The organism is Actinomadura harenae (assembly GCF_003696215.1).
In the GTDB taxonomy this organism is placed as follows: domain Bacteria; phylum Actinomycetota; class Actinomycetes; order Streptosporangiales; family Streptosporangiaceae; genus Spirillospora; species Spirillospora harenae.
Genome location: NZ_RFFG01000019.1, coordinates 25,719 through 43,660, shown reverse-complemented (window position 1 = coordinate 43,660; position 17,942 = coordinate 25,719). Strand labels below are relative to the sequence as shown.

15 protein-coding genes are annotated in these 17,942 nt (G+C 73.5%); 6 read left to right on the top strand and 9 right to left on the bottom strand.

The genetic code is table 11. The features are described from left to right. The first annotated feature begins 179 nt into the window (after window positions 1-179). On the top strand, window positions 180-758 hold the full coding sequence (locus EBO15_RS13160; protein ID WP_158628213.1) for a TetR/AcrR family transcriptional regulator: 579 nt from the start codon (window positions 180-182) through the stop codon (window positions 756-758). Between the two features lie 101 nt (window positions 759-859). Here EBO15_RS13160 and EBO15_RS13155 read toward each other — a convergent pair whose 3' ends face one another. Then, window positions 860-1,921: a mechanosensitive ion channel family protein gene (locus EBO15_RS13155; protein ID WP_122194650.1), complete on the bottom strand. Its 1,062-nt coding sequence runs from the start codon at window positions 1,919-1,921 to the stop codon at window positions 860-862. A 152-nt stretch (window positions 1,922-2,073) separates the two neighbouring features. Between EBO15_RS13155 and EBO15_RS13150 the strand changes: the two genes are divergently transcribed. Further along, window positions 2,074-3,711 (top strand): CocE/NonD family hydrolase, encoded by a 1,638-nt coding sequence (locus EBO15_RS13150; protein WP_325051905.1) that lies wholly within the window; start codon window positions 2,074-2,076, stop codon window positions 3,709-3,711. 435 nt (window positions 3,712-4,146) lie between these two features. On the opposite strand, the gene EBO15_RS13145 is transcribed toward EBO15_RS13150, so the two are convergent. Genes EBO15_RS13145 through EBO15_RS13135 form a run of 3 tightly spaced genes read right to left on the bottom strand, consistent with a single transcriptional unit; the run spans window position 4,147 to window position 6,429 of the window. After that, window positions 4,147-4,596 carry a peroxiredoxin gene (locus EBO15_RS13145; protein ID WP_122194648.1) on the bottom strand — a complete coding sequence of 150 codons (450 nt, stop codon included), beginning with the start codon at window positions 4,594-4,596 and terminating at the stop codon, window positions 4,147-4,149. Next, window positions 4,593-5,174, bottom strand: a complete 582-nt coding sequence (locus tag EBO15_RS13140; protein WP_122194647.1) for a histone deacetylase — start codon at window positions 5,172-5,174, stop codon at window positions 4,593-4,595. Before EBO15_RS13140 ends, EBO15_RS13145 begins: the two co-directional genes overlap by 4 nt. Window positions 5,175-5,181: 7 nt before the next feature. Continuing rightward, complete coding sequence (locus EBO15_RS13135; protein ID WP_122194646.1) at window positions 5,182-6,429, bottom strand: serpin family protein; 1,248 nt, start codon at window positions 6,427-6,429, stop codon at window positions 5,182-5,184. Window positions 6,430-6,776: 347 nt separating this feature from the next. On the opposite strand from EBO15_RS13135, the gene EBO15_RS13130 reads away from it, so the two are divergent. Continuing rightward, a complete protein-coding gene (locus EBO15_RS13130) occupies window positions 6,777-8,057 on the top strand; it encodes a glycosyltransferase (protein ID WP_233616156.1) in 1,281 nt (426 codons plus the stop codon). A 188-nt stretch (window positions 8,058-8,245) separates the two neighbouring features. Beyond that, entirely contained in the window at window positions 8,246-11,212 is a 2,967-nt protein-coding gene (locus tag EBO15_RS47050; RefSeq protein WP_325051904.1) for a helix-turn-helix transcriptional regulator, read from the top strand. Window positions 11,213-11,383: 171 nt separating this feature from the next. On the opposite strand, the gene EBO15_RS13120 is transcribed toward EBO15_RS47050, so the two are convergent. Together EBO15_RS13120 and EBO15_RS13115 are read right to left on the bottom strand one after the other, a co-directional pair. Further along, window positions 11,384-12,454: an NAD(P)H-dependent amine dehydrogenase family protein gene (locus tag EBO15_RS13120; RefSeq protein ID WP_122194643.1), complete on the bottom strand. Its 1,071-nt coding sequence runs from the start codon at window positions 12,452-12,454 to the stop codon at window positions 11,384-11,386. Next, a complete protein-coding gene (locus tag EBO15_RS13115) occupies window positions 12,451-13,272 on the bottom strand; it encodes an SDR family oxidoreductase (protein WP_122194642.1) in 822 nt (273 codons plus the stop codon). Before EBO15_RS13115 ends, EBO15_RS13120 begins: the two co-directional genes overlap by 4 nt. Window positions 13,273-13,414: 142 nt before the next feature. On the opposite strand from EBO15_RS13115, the gene EBO15_RS13110 reads away from it, so the two are divergent. Then, window positions 13,415-13,624 (top strand): hypothetical protein, encoded by a 210-nt coding sequence (locus tag EBO15_RS13110; protein WP_122194641.1) that lies wholly within the window; start codon window positions 13,415-13,417, stop codon window positions 13,622-13,624. Between the two features lie 47 nt (window positions 13,625-13,671). Here the strand turns inward: EBO15_RS13110 and EBO15_RS13105 are convergent, their stop codons facing one another. From EBO15_RS13105 to EBO15_RS13095, 3 genes are all read right to left on the bottom strand, one after another. Then, the gene (locus tag EBO15_RS13105) at window positions 13,672-14,466 is read right to left on the bottom strand and encodes a patatin-like phospholipase family protein (protein WP_122194640.1); all 795 of its coding nucleotides are present in this window, start codon (window positions 14,464-14,466) and stop codon (window positions 13,672-13,674) included. Between the two features lie 62 nt (window positions 14,467-14,528). Next, window positions 14,529-15,482, bottom strand: coding sequence for an ornithine cyclodeaminase family protein (locus EBO15_RS13100; RefSeq protein WP_122194639.1), 954 nt, complete (start codon window positions 15,480-15,482; stop codon window positions 14,529-14,531). Window positions 15,483-15,508: 26 nt separating this feature from the next. After that, window positions 15,509-16,501 carry an ABC transporter ATP-binding protein gene (locus tag EBO15_RS13095; protein ID WP_122194638.1) on the bottom strand — a complete coding sequence of 331 codons (993 nt, stop codon included), beginning with the start codon at window positions 16,499-16,501 and terminating at the stop codon, window positions 15,509-15,511. 343 nt (window positions 16,502-16,844) lie between these two features. Here EBO15_RS13095 and EBO15_RS13090 point away from each other — a divergent pair, with 343 nt between their 5' ends. Further along, a complete protein-coding gene (locus tag EBO15_RS13090; RefSeq protein WP_122194637.1) occupies window positions 16,845-17,909 on the top strand; it encodes a S1 family peptidase in 1,065 nt (354 codons plus the stop codon). Window positions 17,910-17,942 lie beyond the last annotated feature (33 nt).

Genomic DNA, 17,942 nt, shown 5'->3' with positions numbered 1-17,942 from the left:
AAGGGCCAGAATTAAGGAACGGCAATGTTCACTATGCGCCGAACGTACCACCCGCGCCCCTCAAAGGGAACGCTCGCGTTCACTATTTCCGTTCCCCGTTCTCACCCCGCACCGCCCGGCCCGGTGCCCGTGTGGCGGGCCGTACCATCGGCCGCGAAGCGAATCGGAAGGTGGGAACGGTGAGCACTCCGACGCGTCGGCGTGGTGAGGCCCTGGAGAGCGCGATCCTGAACGCCGCGCTCGACCAGCTGGCCGAGGTCGGCTACCTCCGGCTGACCATGGAGGGGGTCGCGGCCGCGGCGCACACGGGCAAGGCCGCGCTCTACCGCCGATGGTCCGGCAAGGAGGAGCTGATCGCGGACGCGCTCGAGCACGTCCTGCCGGTGCCCGCGGACGTGCCCGTCCACGACAACGTCCGCGACGACCTCCTGGAATTGATGCGCTGCTACCAGCGCATCGTCGACGCCACCCGGGGCACGGCCTTCCAGATGCTCAAACAGGACGGAGAGCAGTCCAAGGACCTGATGCGCGACGTCGTCCGGGAACGAGTCATCAACCCGCTCAAGCGACAACTCCTCACCGCGCTGGAACGCGGCGTGGAACGCGGCGACGTCCGCGCGTCCGCCGCCACGTCCATGTGCGCCGAGGTCGGGCCCGCCATGGTGATGTACCGCTGCACCCTCGACTCGGAAGGCCTCACCGACGAGTTCCTCATCGAACTCGTCGACAACATCCTCGTCCCCGCCGTCCGGCCCTGACCCCAGGCCCACCCGGCGTCCCCGCGGAGGCGCTCACGACCAAGCCCCGTCCACCTGCGTGCGCGCATGCAGGTGAGGGGGCTTCTGCCCCGCCGTGGGGGCTAGTCGGACTGGTGGGTGGAGGTCGGCCGGGGGAAGGAGTCGGGGAGGAGGATCTTGCGGGTGGGCGGGGGCATCTCGATGCCCTCCAGGCGGAAGCGGCGGTGCAGGCGCTTCACGAACTCGTGCTTGATCCGGAACTGGTCGCCGAACTCGACGGTGCGGAGGATGACGGTGAAGTGGATGCGGGAGTCGTCGAAGGTGTGGAAGCGGACGACCGGCAGGGCGTCCTTCACTCCGCCCTCGACCTCGGCCATGACCTCGTGGCCGACCTCGATGACCACCTTCTCGACGTGGTCCAGGTCGGCGTCGTACGCGCAGCTCGCCTGGATGAGCAGGGACATGTCCTGCGCGGGGCGGTGGTAGTTGGTGAGGATGGTCTTGGAGAAGGTGGCGTTCGGGATGACCTCGATGTTGTCCGAGAGGGTGCGGATGGAGGTGTTGCGCCAGTTGATGTCGACGACGTAGCCCTCCTGGCCGCTGCTGAGCTTGATGTAGTCGCCCGGTTCCATCGTCCTGGACGCCAGGACGTGGACGCCGGCGAACAGGTTGGCCAGGGTGTCCTGCAAGGCGAGCGCGACGGCCAGACCACCGACGCCCAGGGCGCCGAGCAGGGGCGTGATGGAGACGCCGAGGCTCTGCAGCATCACCAGGACGCCGACGCCGAGCACGAGGACCTTGCTGATGTTGGTGAAGATGGTGACGTTCGCGGCGGTGCCCTGGCGGATCAGCGCGACCGAGGCGATGATGCCGGCGACCAGGCGGGCCAGCGCCAGCGACACGACGAAGACGGTCGCGGCGGTCAGGACGCGTCCCGTCGCGACCATCGTCCCGTGGTGGAGGGGCAGCGCGTTCGCCGCGAGCCAGGCGCCGCCGAGCACGCTGAGCGGGAGCGCCAGGTCGTACAGGAGACGCGCGGCCAGGTCGTCCCACGCCCAGCGGGTGTCCTCGGCGCGGGCCGTCAGCCGCTTCGCGAACATGCGGAGCGCGACGGCCGCCACGAGGGCCACCACCATGATGGCGGCGGCGATGATGATCGGTTCCCAACCGGGCCATTCAGGCATGCTTCGGCATCCTCCAGAAATGACAGACCTTCAAGACAAAACATCGATCGTAGTCCGGTCGCGCGGCCGGGTCGGGGCCAATGGGACAGCGCGTCCGGACAGGGTGAGGGGGCATGACGGGAATGTCGGTGCGGGGGTTTACGATCGGGCGGGTGGTAGGAACGGGGATGCTGCGCCGCCTGGGGGTCACGGCGCTCGGGCTGAGGAACGGACCCCACCGGGTCGAGGTCACCAGGGACGTCGAGGTCCCGACCGCTGACGGCGTGGCGCTGCTCGCCGACCACTACGCGCCGGTGGACGTCGAACGTCCGCCGACCATTCTCGTCCGCTCGCCGTACGGGCGGCGCGGGCCGTTCGGGTTGATGTGCGGGCAGACGTTCGCCTCGCACGGGTTCCAGGCCGTCGTGCAGAGCGTGCGCGGCGGGTTCGGGTCGGGCGGGGTGTTCGAGCCGCTCGACGAACGCGAGGACGGGCTCGCCACCATCGAGTGGCTGAAGCGGCAGCCCTGGTTCGGCGGGACGTTCGCGATGCACGGCCCCAGCTACCTCGGCTACGTGCAGTGGGCCGTCGCCGCCGAGGCCGGGCCGGAGCTGCGCGCGCTGTCGATGCAGGTCACCGCGTCGTCCTTCCGCGACGCGGTGAACGTCGGCGGCACGTTCGCGCTCGAGGCGGCGCTGACCTGGGTCGACCTCACCGCCCGCATGAAGCATCCCCTGTCCGGGGTGACCACCGGGATCATGTCGCCGCGGCGCGCCCGCCGCGCGGCGCTGTCCGGCAAGCCGCTCGCCGAGCTGGACGTCCTCGCGACCGGTGAGCAGCAGCAGTTCTTCCAGGACCTGCTGACCCACGGCCCCGACACCCCGTTCTGGGATCGCCGCGACTTCACCACGACGGTGTCGGAGGTGTCCGCGCCGGTCAACATGATCGGCGGCTGGTACGACATCTTCCTGCCCTGGCAGATCAAGGACTACGCGGCGCTGCGCGCGGGCGGGCGCCGCCCCTACCTGACCATCGGGCCGTGGTTCCACGCCGACGGCCGGATGATGCGCGGCTCGGTCGGCGAGTCGCTGGCCTGGTTCCGCGCGTTCCTGCTCGACGACCCGTCCGAGCTGCGGGAGATGCCCGTCCGGCTGTACGTCACGGGCGCGAACGAGTGGCGCGACTTCCCCGACTGGCCCGTTCCGGGCATGCGCGAGGAGCGCTGGCACCTGCATCCGGACGGCGTCCTGTCCACCGACGCGCCGCCCGTGTCCGAGCCCGACCGCTACCGGTACGACCCCGAGCACCCGACGCCGTTCCTCGGCGGCCCGACGCTGCTCGGCGACAACCATCCCGTCGCCGACCAGGCGAAACTCGAGCGCCGTCGCGACGTCCTCACCTTCACCTCACCCGAGCTGGACGACGACCTCGAGATCATCGGCCCGGTCTCCGCCGACCTGTTCGTCCGCTCCGACCGGGGGCACACCGACTTCGTCGTCCGCCTCTGTGACGTCGACGAGGAGGGCGTGTCGGTCAACCTCTGTGAGGGCCTGCGCCGCCTCGTCCCCGGCGACCCCGACACCGGCGACGACGGCGTCCGCCGCATCACGGTCGAGCTCTGGCCCGTCGGGCACCGGTTCCGCGCCGGCCACCGCGTCCGCGTCCAGGTCTGCAGCGGCGCCTACCCCCGCTTCTCCCGCAACCCCGGCACCGGCGCCCCCATCGGCACCGCCACCGACCACCTGACCGCCGACCAGGAGATCTTCCACGCCCCGGACCGCCCCTCCGCCATCCTCCTCCCCCGGGTCTGACCCCCACCCACGACGAACCCTGGGCGCATGAACACCGGGCCGGACCTGCGACGCGTCGCACGAGCACGCTGGGGTCCCGGCCACTCCGCTCACGCGCTGGAGCAACCCTGCCCCGGCGCCGCCGGCTCGATGGCGCCTCGCCCCGCGCACGCCTGGCATGCCACGTGCGCCCCGCATGCCACGTGCGCCCCGCATGCCACGTGCGCCCCGCATGCCATGTGTGCCACGCCGCGCGCACGCCTGCATCCCGCGCACGTCCCGGCGGCGCGTGCGGCCCGCATGCCATGTGCGCCTCGCACGCCGCGTGCGCCCCGGGGTGCGTGTGGGCCTCGCGTGCCGTGTGTGCGCCGTTGTGCTCGTGGGTGATTGCGGGCCGCGATGAAAGCGTGAGAGGGCGCGGGCTCGGTCGCGTGGGTGTGGTGGTGTCGGTGAGGGTCAGAGGTTGCGGAGGGTGGCCAGGGCCCGGTCGGCGTGGACGTTCATGCGGACCTCGGACTTGATGATCTCGAGGACGCGCCGGTCCTGGGCTATGACGAAGGTCTGGCGGCGGGTGGGGGCCAGGGCGAAGCCGCGTTTGACGCCGAAGCGGGCCCGGACGGTGCCGTCGGGATCGGAGAGGAGCGGGTAGCCGAGGGAGTGCCGCTCGGTGAACTCGTGCTGCTTGGCGGGGGCGTCGCCGCTGATGCCGACGGGGCGGGCGCCGAGGTCGGCGAGTTCCTCGGCGACGTCGCGGAAATGGCACGCCTCGGCGGTGCAGCCGGGTGAGAGCGCCGCGGGATAGAAGAACAGCACGACCGGGCCGTCCGCCAGCAGGTCGCTGAGGCGGCGGGGCGCGCCGGTCTCGTCGGGGAGCTCGAAGTCGTCCACCACGTCGCCGACGTTCATGGCCGAACGGTACCAAGCGCGCCGGGGCGTGACATCAGGTAGGTGCTGATCCGTTCGGGTGTCCAGCCATGGGACTCGCGCAGGCCCGAGGAGAGGACGGCGAGGTAGGCGGCGGACGGCGGGTTGAGGTCGGCCTCGGCGGCGCCGAGGGGCGAGGTGAAGGTGAGCATGGGCTGTCCGCCCAGGTCACCGGTGTTCAGGATGGTGTCGTAGTGGCCCGGGCCGAGGGTCAGGCGGCCGGTGGCGAGGGCGGGAGTGAGGTCGATGTCGACGCCGATGTCGCGGCGCATCTCCTGGGCGAGGACGTCGCAGAACTGGCCGCTGGTCAGCAGGTAGGCGCGGGCCGGGGCCTCGCCGTCCAGGGCGGGGTCGTAGAAGGCCATGCCCCCGCCCCAGACCTGGGACCGGCGGGCGAAGTAGACGCCGCCCGGCAGCAGGACGGGGCGGTCGGCCATGGGCGGGCGCGGGTCGCGGCAGCCGGTGTAGGTGCGCGCGCCGCCCGCCGGACGGCCGCCCTCCAGGTAGCACAGGAACCGGTCGCGGTGCAGGTTGGAGCCGTAGGCGACGTACCAGAGCATCACCCGGTCATTGTCGGGTGGGGTCGGCGACGCGGGCCATGAAGAGGGGCTCTCCGGTTTTCGCGTCGCGGACGACCATGACGTAGGGACGGTCGAAGACGACCTCGATCTTCTTGGTGGGCGCGGGCATGGCGGTCGCCTCCATGCCGCCGCCGGTGGCCGCGGCCCCCTCGGTGCCCTTCTCGTCGACCTTGAGGGTGGCGGCGTGCTGGACGAAGGCGACCCTGCCCGCGCGCGGTGAGACGCCGCGGAAGTCGGCCTGGTCGGAGAGCGCGACGCCCAGGCCGAGGCGGGTGAGCAGCGGGGTGAGTTCGCGGTGGGACGAGAGGTCGGTCTTCGGCAGGCGGACCTGCACGTCGTCGCCGGTGCCGAGGGATCCGGTGAGCCGGTCGAACGTGGGGCCGGTCAGGGTCGGGCAGCCGTGCGCGGTGGCGTCCGGGAGGAGCGCGGTCATGCTGAGCCTGCCGCCGGAGTAGGGGAGGTCGACGGCCGTCCATCCGGCGGTGTGGGCGTAGCCGAAGTGGCTCTTGGCGTCCATGAGTCCCGCCTGGACGGTGTGGCCGTCGGAGGTGGTGAAGCGGCCGGGGGTGCCGTGCGCGAACCTGGTCCTCCATTCGGCCTTGAGGTAGACGGCGTCGGTGAGGACCCAGCCGATGTAGGAGGTGATCTGGCCCTTCTGGAGCAGTTCGGGGATCTTCCCGCCGGTGTCCTTCTTGATCTGGGCGTTGATCGTCTTGCGGGCGTCCTCGGGCCGCTTCGTGATGTCGAGGGTCTTCAGACCCGCGTCGTAGCCGGTGGCGAGCTTGTCGAGGTAGCCCTTGTCGGTCGGGACGCCGGTGTTCGCCCAGATCTGGTCGGAGACCCTGACGGACACCTTCTTGGTGCCGAGTGAGCGCAGGTCGCTCGTGCGCGCGTGGAGGCCGGGCAGCAGGTCGCCGGGCGGCAGGTGCAGGGCGCGGGTCATCGTGGTGGCGGTCCGGCCGCGCGCGCCCTGGAGCATCATGCCGAGGCTGGACGCGACGCTGCTCGGCGACAGCACGATGTTGGCGTTCGGTTCGGCGTCGCACCAGGCGGAGAGCAGTCCGAAGCCGAACGCGGTGTCGGCGCGTCCGAGGGGGCGGGGGTCGCCGGGCGGGACCTTGATCACGGCGCCGCGCAGCTCCTGGACCTTCGGCCCCTGGCCGCCGCAGGCCGCGACGCCGGTGGTGAGCGCCACCGCGCAGGCCACGGCGGCGAGTGAGCGATGAGTCGGCATGCCCGTAGGACGGTGTCCCGAACGCCACGGTTCCCTCGCACACACCTGTTTCGATGGCGAATGTCCCTCACCTGAGGGTGATACCGGTTGAGCCGATCGGCCACCTTTCTCTGTGACGCCCACCACCGTCACGTTTGCCCGGGTCGATGGTCGGGGACTAAGGTCACCGTGGCCGCCTGAACCCGGGTGGGGACAGAACTCCCCCCGCCCGAAGCCCGCCCCGCCGGGCACGTTCTCGCTGGTCGTTCGCGCTTCTCGCAACAGGTGTCTACGACGCAGATACCTCCCGGTCACCCGTGTGCCGACCCGGAGGTCCCCCCATGCGCCGGTCCCTGAACATCGCTCTCGTGTCCGCTTCCGACTTCGGCGGCGACCGCTCCCAGGCGTCCCATGTCCGCGAGCTCGCCCGCGCCCTCGGCCGTCCCGGGGACGAGGGCGGGGCGGGGCACCGCGTCTCGGTCTACGGCCGCCGCTGCTCCCCCGACGCGCACGGACGCACCCGGCTCGCGTCCGGGGCGACGCTGTTCAACCTGACCGCGGGCCCGGCCCGTCCGCTGCCGGACGACCTGCTGCTGGAGCACGTCCGCGAGCTGGCCGACGAGCTGCGGCGCCGCTGGTCCGGGGCGGGACGCCCGGACGTGGTGCACGCGCACGGGTGGATCGGCGGGCTCGCGGCCTGCGCGGTCGCCGGTGAGCTGGAGATCCCGTTCGCGCAGACCTTCCACGGCCTGGCCGCGACCGAGGCCCGCGCCGGACGGACCGTCCACCCGGCGCGGGCCCGGCTGGAACGGGCCATCGGACGCGAGGCCGGCGCCGTCCTCGCCCGCTGCACCGACGAGGCCGCGGTCGCCGTGCGGATGGGCGTCTCGCGCGACGCCGTCCGGATCGTCCCGCCGGGCGTGGACGCTGAGCGGTTCTCCGAGGCCGGACCCGCGATGCCGCACGGCGACCGGGAGCGGCTCACGGTGGTGGCGCGGAACCTGGCGGACGGCGCGGCCGAGACGGCGCTGCGGGCGCTGCGGCACGTCCCGGACGCCGAGCTCGCCGTCGCGGGCGGCCCGGACCGGGAGGAGCTCGAGAACGACGCGTCGGTGCACCGGCTGACCCTGCTGGCCAAGGAGCTGCACGTCGCGGACCGGGTGATCTTCCTCGGCCGGGTGCCGCGCCGGTCGCTGCCCCGGCTGCTGCGGACCACCCGGCTCGCGCTGAACCTGGCCCCGGCGCAGCCCGCCCCGACGGCCGCGCTCGAGGCGATGGCCTGCGGCGTCCCGGCGGTCGTGACGCCGGTCGGGACGAACGCGGACGCGGTGCTCGACGGGGTCACCGGGCTGCACGTCCCGGCGGGGCGCCCGCGCCAGATCGGGCTCGCCGTCCGGGGGCTGCTCGCCGAGGAGACCACGCGGCGCGGCTACGCGATCGCCGCGGCCGACCGGGCCCGGTCCCGGCACGGCTGGGACCGGATCGCCGACGAGACCGAGCGGCAGTACCAGAGGCTCGTCCCCGAGCCGGAGCTGGAGGCGGAGGCGGCGGAGGCGGAGGCGCCCGAGGCCCTGCCGGAGGAGCCCGCGCCGGTGGTCGCCCGTGTCGGGGACGAGAGCGACAGCGATCTTGTGGGGTCGCTGATCTGACCTGCCGGGCCGTCCTTTCTCCCGTTCGGCGGCCCGGCTCCGGCCCCGGCCCCCGGTCCGTACAGGATCGGGGGCCGGGGTCCGTTCCGGGGTGGAGGGCCGGGCCGGGCGGGGCCGGGGTTCGGGCTGGCTGGATTGTCCTGGTCCGATGGCATACTGAGGCAACTCTTCTGGAGGTGCTGACAAGGGTGCTGATCGGCAGGAAGGCGCAGTTCGCCGCGCTCACCGCGGCGTTGGACCGGGCCGCCGCCGGTCATGCCGGAGTCGTCCTGGTCGGCGGGGACGCCGGGGTCGGCAAGTCGCATCTGGTCGGCGCGCTCACCACGACCGCGCGGGAGCGCGGGTTCGCCGTGCTGACCGGGCAGTGCGCCGCGCTCGGCGAGTCGATGCCCTACCTGCCGCTGGCGGACGCCCTGTGGACGGCGCTGCGCGATCCGCACTCCACCGAGGACGAGCGGGAGGCGCTGGAGAAGGCCCTGGCGGAGCGTCCGGTGCTGCGCAGGCTGCTGCCCGACGGCGACGGCGCGCCGGACGAGGCGTCCGACCTGGGCCGCCAGCAGCTGCTCGGCGCGACGCTCGGGCTGCTGGGCGAGCTGGGCGGGCAGCGTCCGGTGCTGCTGGTCCTCGAGGACCTGCACTGGGCGGACCGTTCCACCCGCAACCTGCTGGTCTTCCTGAGCCGGGTGCTGCAGCGCGAGCGGGTCTGCCTGGTCGGCACCTACCGGACCGATGACCTGCACCGGCGGCATCCGCTGCGGCCGGTCGTCGCCGAGCTGCTGCGGCTGCCGAACGTGACGGCGGTCGAGCTCCAGCCGTTCCGGCCGGGTGAGACGGCCGAGTTCCTGGCGTCGCTGGCCGGGACGGATGAGGAACCGCCCGCCGACCTGGTCGAACGCGTCCACCGGAGATCCGAGGGGAACCCGTTCTACGCGGGCGAGCTGTTCGCGGCGGCGGACGACCGGGGGCTGCCGTCGGCGCTGGCCGACCTGCTACTCGCGCGGATAGAGCGGCTGACCGAGGACGCCCAGCACGTCGTGCGGGTCGCGGCCGTCGCCGGGCGCCGGGCGGACGACGAGCTGCTGCGCCGCGTGTCCGGCCTGTCGGAGGACGCGGCGGGCGAGGCGCTGCGCGAGGTGGTGTCGCACCAGATTCTGGTCCCGAGCGGCGCGGCCGGGTACACGTTCCGGCACGCGCTGCTCCGCGAGGCCGTCTACGCCGACCTGCTGCCCGGCGAGCGCACCCGGTTGCACCGGGCGTTCGCGGCCGAGTTCGGCCGAGCCGTCGAGCCGGGCGAGGAGGCGGTCCCCGCGACGAACCGGCACCCGCGCGCGGCCGCCGAGCTCGCCTACCACTCGATGGCGGCGCACGACCTGCCGACGGCGTTCGCCGCGTCCGTGCGGGCGGGCCTGGACGCCGAGCGCATGGGCGCCCCGGACGAGGCGTACGAGCACTACGACCAGGCGCTGTCGCTGTGGGACAGCGTTCCGGAGCCGGACGGGTCGGCCGGTATGAACCGGGTCGAGCTGGAGTGGGCGGCCGTCCGGTCGTCCGCGCGGGCCGGGGACGTGCGCCGGGCGGTGCAGCGGCTGCGGCGCCTGCTGGCCGTGATCGACCCGGACGACAAGGCGCTCGGTGCGGAGGTGCGCGAACGCCTGGCGTACTACCTGCACGAGGCCGACCAGCTGGACGAGTCCCGCAAGTGGGCGCAGGAGGCGCTCGACCTCACGCCCGTCGACCCGCCGACTCCCGCGCGGGCGCGCGTCCTGGCGACCTATGTGCGGTCGCTGCTGGCCACGCCCGAGCGGTACGACGAGGTTCCGGCGATGGCGGCCGAGGCGCTGCGCGTGGCGCGTGAGGCGGACGTGCCGTCCGCCGAGGCCGCCGCGCTGATCTCGCTGGGGCAGTACACCGAGGCGACGCTCGGGCCGGGGCCGGAGGAGACGCGCGCCTACTCCGACGCGGTGCGGCTGGCGCGGACCTCCGGCAACCTCCAGGTGATGCTGCGCGCGCTGTACGTCCAGGCGCATCTGCCGTACGAGACGGGAGACCTCGCGCGCGCACGCCCGCTGGCGGACGAGGCCGTCCGGTTCACTCTCGACAACGGGCTCGCCTGGTCGACCTATGGCATCAACCTGCGGTTCCTCCAGTTCCTCATCGCCTACACCGACGGCGACTGGGACCGGGCGTCCGAGATCGCCGACGGGTTCGGCATCCGGGTGGCGCGCGACGTGGAGGCGGTCGTCTCCTCGTACGCGCTGTTCCTGGACGTGGGGCGGGGAGGCCCGCGGGCCGAGCACCGGCTCCAGTGGATCGAACCACTGTGGGACGGCGACCAGTGGCTCACCTACATCGCGGGCGGGCTCGCCGCCGAGCACCGGATGTGGGAGGGCGACGAACCCGGGGCGCTGAAGTACGTCACCGCGGCGCTGGGGACGAGCAGTCCGACCGACACCGGGCTGATCCGGATCGCGGCGGTGGGCCTCTGGGCGCACGCCGACCGGGCCGTCCGGGCGCGGCGCACCAAGGACGCCGCCGCCGAGGCCGCCGCCCGCGCCGCCGCCGACGAGCTGGTGAAGACGGCCCGGTTCGCGGCGACCCACAGCCTCGACGGACGGCACGACGCGTGGATGGGCGCCGAGGGACGGGCCTGGCTGGCGCGCGCCGAGGCCGAGTGGCGGCGCGCGCACGGCACGGACGAGCCGGAGCACTGGCGGACGGTCCGGGACATCTTCGACTACGGCTTCGTCTACGAGGTCGCGCGGTCGCGGTGGCGGCTGGCGGAGTCGCTGGCCGAGCACGGCGACCGGGACGCCGCGGCGGACGAGTGGCGGGCCGCCGTCACGGCCGCGGAGCGGCTCGGCGCGTGCCCGCTGCTGCGGGTGCTGCGCGACCTGGGCTCGCGGGCGCGGCTCTCCGACGACCGGTCCCGCCAGGACGGCGGCGGGGGGCACGACCGCGGTCCGCTCAGCGGCCTGACGTCGCGCGAGCGCGAGGTGCTGAAGCTGGTCGCGACGGGCATGGGCAACAAGGAGATCGCGGCGACGCTGTTCATCTCGCCCAAGACCGCGAGCGTGCACGTGTCGAACATCCTGGCCAAGCTGAACGTCACGAGCCGCACGCAGGCCGCCGCCCTCGCGCACCGCGAGAACCTGTAGGGGCCGCGCCCGGGCCTGATGCCCTGTGTCGCGTCCGGCCTGATGTCCTGGTGGGTCGTGTCCGGGCCTGATGCCCTGGCGGGCCGCGTCCGGCCTGGTGCCCCGCCGGTCCGCGTCCAGCCATGCAGATGGGCGGCATGTCGGATCTTTTGGGCGGCCAGGTCGTGCGAGTCAGGTGCCGGTGACCAGGCCGCGGCCGGGGATCAGGGGGAGGTCGAGGGCGGTGAGCAGGCCGGGCGGGGACGCGACGACCGCCGGGACGGCGTTGACCAGCCGCATCGCGGTCGCCTTCAGCCCGGCGGTGTTGTGGTCGCCGTCGGAGCCGAGCAGCCGCAGGTCGAGGGTGTAGTTCGGCTCGCCGGTGAGCTCGACGCGGTAGCAGCCCTGCCCGGACGGCCGGGGCCAGTCCGGCGCGAGGTCGTCGCGCAGCCGGGTCACGTGCTCCAGGACGATGACGGGCCGTCCGCCGGACATGCCGCGCAGTTCGAAGCGCAGCGCCGCGGCCGTGCCCTTCTCGATCGTCCCGGACGCGATCCCGAACGTCTCGGGCGCGGGCAGCCGGACGTGGTGCTCCTCGATTCCGTCGAGGTCGACGGCGAGGGCCGCGGCGAGCTGCCGGACGACGCTTCCCCAGCCCATGGTCAGGACGCCGGGGAGCAGCAGCATCGGCGTCTCGTCGAGCGGGCGGCCGAAGCCCATGATGTCGAACAGGACGGTGGCCTGGTCGTAGGTGGCGTAGTTGAGGATCTCCATGCAGCGGATCTGGTCGATGCGCTCGCTGATCCCGGACAGCGCGATCGGCAGGACGTCGTTGGCGAAGCCGGGGTCGATGCCGTTCACGAACAGCGACGCGCCGCCCTCGGCCGCCGCCGCGCGGATCGGCGCGCTCATCGCGTCCGGGATCACCTGGTCGGGGAACTGGAGGAACACCGGGCTGGCCGACACGACGTCCACGCCGGTGCGGAGCAGGCGGGCGAGGTCGTCCAGGGCCTCCTGGAGGCGGACGTCGGCCATGCAGGTGTAGACGACGCAGTCGACGCCGCGCGCGAGGATCTCGGCCTCGTCGGTGGACGCGGCGACGCCGACCGGGGGGAGTCCGCACAGCTCCCCGGCGTCGCGGCCGGCCTTGGCCGGGGTGGACGTCCAGACGCCGGCGAGTTCGAGGTCGGGGCGGGCCACGATCCCGGCGAGGGCGTGCCGCCCGACGTTGCCGGTGCCCCACAGCGCGACGCGGTACGTCATGGTCGTTCCTCCAGGTCAGGGTCGTCGGCGACGAGGTCGGGCAGGCCGAGGTCGAGGTTGGGGACGTCGGTGCCGCCGTCCACGCGCAGGAGGGTCCCGGTGACGTATCCGGCGGCGGGCGAGGCGAGGTAGAGGACGGACGCGGCCACCTCCTCCGGGTCGCCGATGCGGCGCAGCGGCGTGTTCGCCTCCATCTGCGTCCGCAGGCCGTCGTCGGTCATGACGATGTCAAGCGCGGACGTCGCGACCGAGCCGACGGCGATCGCGTTGACGCGGATGCGCGGCGCGAGGTCGCAGGCGGCGAGGCGGGTGTAGTGGGCGAGCGCCGCCTTGGCCGTCCCGTAGGCGAGGTAGCCGCGTCCGGCCATGCGTCCCATCGCGGACGCGATGTTGACGACCGCTCCGCCGCCCGCCGCGAGCATGTGCGGGACGGCGGCGCCGGTCAGGGCGTGCGCGCCGGAGACGTTGAACCGGAACGCCTCTTCGAGGTGCTCCGGCCCGGTGTCGAGGAAGGCCCGGGGGAAGGCGCCGCCGACGTTGTTGACGACGATGTCGATCCGCCCGAACTCCCCGGCGGCGCGGGCGGCCAGGTCGGCGCAGGCGGCGGGATCGGCCAGGTCGGACGGGACGACGAGCGCGCGGCGCCCGGCGGCCTCGACCTCGGCGGCGACCTTGCGCAGCTGCGCCTCGGTGCGGGCGGCGAGCACCACGTCGGCGCCCGCCTGCGCGAGTGCGACGGCGGAGGCGGCGCCGATGCCGCGCCCGGCGCCGGTGACGACGGCGACGCGGCCGTCGATACGGAAGCGGTCCCAGATCACCTCTTCACCCCAACATGAAAGTGAAGAGGGTTCAATGCGGAACGCGGGGCCTTCCGGCCATTTGCCAGATGAAGTCGGGACTTTGTCTCCGAGTTGTTATACACCGGAATCATCTCCCCCTGATGCGCCGGAGGTGGTTCCGATGACCCGTCGCCGAACCCCGAATCGGAATCCGGGCCGCTGCCCGACGGGCAAGGTCCGCTTCCGGGACCGCATCGCCGCCACCCTGGCGCTGGCGACGATCCAGCGCCAGGGCCGTCAGGACCGGGACAAGGCCGAGGCCAGGGCCTATCGGTGCCCGGCCTGTTCGGGCTGGCACCTGACGTCGCAGCACCCGCGCGTGAACGGCTGACACGGCGGCTCGGCCAGCGCGGTGGTTCGTTCAGCGCGGTGGTTCGTTCAGCGCAGCAGGTCGGCGACGGGTTCGACGAGGCCTGCGGCCTGGCGCAGGCCCTCCCGGTAGACGGCGTTCCAGCGGGAGCGGTCGCCGAGGTCCGGGCCGTACGCCTCGACGGACGCCGCGTCCGGGCGGACGCGCAGGGCGGCTCCGCCGTCCGGGCCGGGCATGAGGTGGCCGAGCGGCTCGATGAGGATCAGCGTGCCCGCGCCCTCGGCGAGGTGGACGTGCGATCCGCCGCCGAACGCGCCGTCGATGTAGTCGCGGCCGCCGATCTCGACCGGGCGGACCGCGCCGGGGGCCGCGCTGCTCGACGCCACGGCCGCGTGGAGCGGGACGCCGCTGTCGCGCGTCCAGACGACGGGTTCGCCCGCCTCGGCGTCCACGGCGGTGACGAGCAGCCGGGCGTCCGGCCATGCGCGGGTGCCGATGGTCCGTTCCATGTGCGCCATGTGCTCCTCGGGCGGCATGGCGTCCGCCGCGCGGGCCAGTGCGGCGACCTTGCGCAGCGCGTCGCGGGGGTCCGTGCCGGGGGTGTTCATGATCTCCAGGGCGCGCGGCATCACGGACCGGTCGCCGACCCGCTCGCCCGGCGGGATCTCGGCCAGGTCGTCCAGGTCGCGGCCGCTCGTGAACGCGGCGCCCGCGATCGCGCCCGCCGACGTGCCGACGACGAGGTCCGCGCGGGCGAGGTCGGCGCCCGCGCGGCGCAGCCCGTTCCCGAGGCCGATCAGCCAGGCCGTCCCGACCGGGCCGCCCGGGCCGAGGACGAGCGCGATGTCAGTGGAAGTCGTCATGAACCGACCCTAGACAGTGCCTCTGGCCTGCGCCATCGGTCCTTGGACGCGGGACGGAGGTCTCAGTCGAGGAAGTCGAAGGACGTGCCCGCGCCCGCCTCGCGGGCGGCACGGTAGGCCGCCCAGGAGAACGCGAGATCCTGCCAGGGCAGGCCGACCGGGGCGTAGACGGTGACCTCCTCGTCCCGGACGCGGCCGGGGACCTCGCCGCGCAGCAGGTCGCCGAGCGTCCCGGCGGCGTGCCGCACCGACAGGCCCGCCGCCGCGAGCACGCCCATCTCCATCGCGAGGGGCATGTCGTCGACCACGACGCGGGCGCGTTCGAGCAGGTCGGGGGCCAGTTCGGTCTTGCCGCGCTCGTCCGCGCCGAGCGAGGTGAGGTGGGTGCCGGGGGCGATGTCGGCGGCGTGCAGCAGCGGATGCCGGGCCCAGGTCGCGGCGATCACGATGTCCGCGCCCCGGACGGCGGCGGGCGCCCCGGCGGCGGTCCCGTGCGGGACGCCGAGCCGCTCGCCGTGCCGTTCGGCGAACGCGGCGGCGCGGTCGGCGTCCAGGTCGGTGACGGTGAGGCCGGTGATGTCGCGGAGCGCGCCGAGCCCGCGCAGCACGAGGTCGGACTGGGCGCCCGCGCCGATGACCGCGACGTGCCCGCCGCCGCGCCGGGCGAGCGCGTCGGTGCCGAGCGCGGCGGCGAGCCCGGTGCGCCAGGCGGTGACGGTCGCCGAGTCGAGCAGCGCGAGCAGCTCGCCGGACTCCAGGTCGTGGAGGCAGACGACGCCGCGCAGCGCGGGCCGGGAGTCCGGGAACTTCGCGTTGACCTTGACCGTGTACGCCGGGACGCCCGCGACGAGGCCCGGGATCAGGGCGGTCGCGGTGCCCGGTCCGGGCAGCGCGGTCACCACCCGGCGCGCGGCGGTCTCGCCGGGTTCGGCGGTGAACCCGGCGCGCAGGGCCGCGATGATCGCCGGCGGGTCGAGGAGGCGTTCCAGGTCGGAGCGGTTCAGCAGCAACGTCACGTCCCGATTGTCGCAATCGCCCGCCGCTACTCGGGACTCCGCCGCGCGGAGGTGAGGGAATCCCAGTCCCGCAGCCAGTCCCGTCCGACCTCGTCGACGAACGACCCGGGCGGCGGCTGGACGTGGTGGGCGGCGAGCCACTCCCCCGGGCGCCGCATCGACGGCCGGACGCCGCCGTCGCTCGGCATGAGCTGCGGCAGGATCGGCGCGGGCAGCGTCCGCGGGGCCGGGCCCTCGGCGGCGAGCTCGGCGGTGTCCTTCTCCTCGGCCATGCCGATCGGGCCCTCGCGGCGGGCGTTGAAGAACTGGTTCACGGCCGGGTGCGTGCTGGACAGGATCATCTCGCGCGGCCCGAACATCACCAGGCCGCGGCGGAACAGCAGGCCGAGGTTGTCCGGCAGGACGCGGGCGGTGCCGATGTCGTGCGTGACGATGAGGAACGTCGCGCCCATCTCGGTGTTCAGGTCGACGAACAGCTGGTTCAGGTAGGCCGTCCGGACCGGGTCGAGACCGGAGTCCGGCTCGTCCGCGAGGATCACCTCGGGGTCGAGGACGAGCGCGCGGGCGAGCCCGGCGCGCTTCTTCATCCCGCCGGAGATCTCCCCCGGCAGCTTGTCGCCGGAGCCGGTGAGCCCGACCATCTCCATCTTCTCCAGGACGATCCGGCGGATCTCCGACTCGCTCTTGCGCGTGTGCTCGCGCAGCGGGAACGCGATGTTGTCGAAGATGTTCATCGAGCCGAACAGGGCGCCGTCCTGGAACAGCACGCCGAACCGGCGGCGCACCTCGTACAGCTCGTTCTCGCGGACGCGGGGCACGTCGCGGCCGTCCACGTAGACGTGGCCGCGGTCCGGGCGCAGCAGCCCCACCAGGTTCTTCAGGAAGACCGACTTGCCGGTGCCGGACGGCCCGAGCAGCGCGGAGATCTCACCGGCGGGGATCGTGAGCGTCACGTCCTCCCAGACGACCTGCCGCCCGAACGACTTCTTCAGCCCTTCCACCCGGATCTCGATGCCCATGGCGACTCCAACGGGCGGAGGCCGGGGCGGGGTGGTTCCCGTGACCTGGTGCCGCCCCCGCCCCTCCGACGATACGTCCGCCCGGACACGCCGGGGAGGCCCGGTCCGGGACCGCTGCCGGACACCCTCCGGACGTCCTGTCCGGGTGCCGCACTCTCGTCGACTACACGTGTCAAACCGGCAATCATGCCCGTTCGCCCGCGAATATCCCGGACGTTTTCCGCCAACTCGGCGGGGTCGAGATAAGCATGATCGTCCCTAGGCGGGCGGGTCCCGGGCGGCGGATGCTCGGCAGAACCTCCGGTGCGTCATCCGGACGCCCGTGTTCCCCTGGAGGCTCCCCGTGCGTACCCCGCACCCGCGGATCGGCCGCGCCGCCCTCGTCGGCTCGGCCGCCGCGCTCCTCACCGCCGCCCTGTCCGCCCCCGCCGCCCATGCCGCGCCCCCGTCCCCCGCCCCTGTTCAGGACCGGCAGGCCCGGCTCGCCGACGCGCTCGCGCACACCCTCGGCGACCGCAGCGCCGGATCCTACGTCGACGCGTCCGGCCGGCTCGTCGTGACCGTGTCGGACGCCGCGAGCGCCGGCACCGTCCGCGCGGCGGGCGCGCAGCCGCGCACCGTCGCCCGGTCCGGCGCCGACCTCGACCGGGTCATGGCCGCGCTGAAGCGCGACGCGACCGTCCCCGGCACCGCGTGGGCGGCCGATCCGAGAACCGACCAGGTCGTCCTGTCCGTCGACGGCACCGTCTCCGGCGCGAGGCTCGCCAAGGTGACCAAGGCCGCCGCGAGGCTCGGGGCGGCCGTCCGCACCGAGCGGGTCTCCGGGGCGTTCCGCGTGCTCACGGCGGGCGGGGACGCGATCTACACCGGCGGCTACCGCTGCTCCCTCGGCTTCAACGTGAAGAAGGGCGGCGCGTACTACTTCCTCACCGCCGGGCACTGCACGAACCTCGGCAGCACCTGGTACTCCAACTCGGGCCAGACGTCCGTGCTCGGGACGACGGCGGGCAGCAACTTCCCGGGCCATGACTACGGCATCGTGAAGTACTCGTCGACACCGTCCGACACGACCGGCGTCGTCGACACCTATCCGGGCACGCGCGACATCACCTCGTCGGGCACCCCGGCCGTGGGGCAGACCGTGTACCGCAGCGGCAGCACCACGCACGTCCACTCCGGGACGGTCACCGCGCTCAACCAGACCGTCAACTACGCCGAGGGCACCGTCAAGGGCCTGATCCGGACGACCGTCTGCGCCGAGCCCGGCGACAGCGGCGGATCCCTCTACTCCGGCAGCACGGCCCTGGGCCTGACCTCGGGCGGCAGCGGTGACTGCTCCTCGGGCGGGACGACGTTCTTCCAGCCCGTCACCGCGGCGCTGAGCGCGTTCGGCGCGTCCATCTACTAGGCCCGCTCCCCCACCCCGATCCCGTCCCCCGGT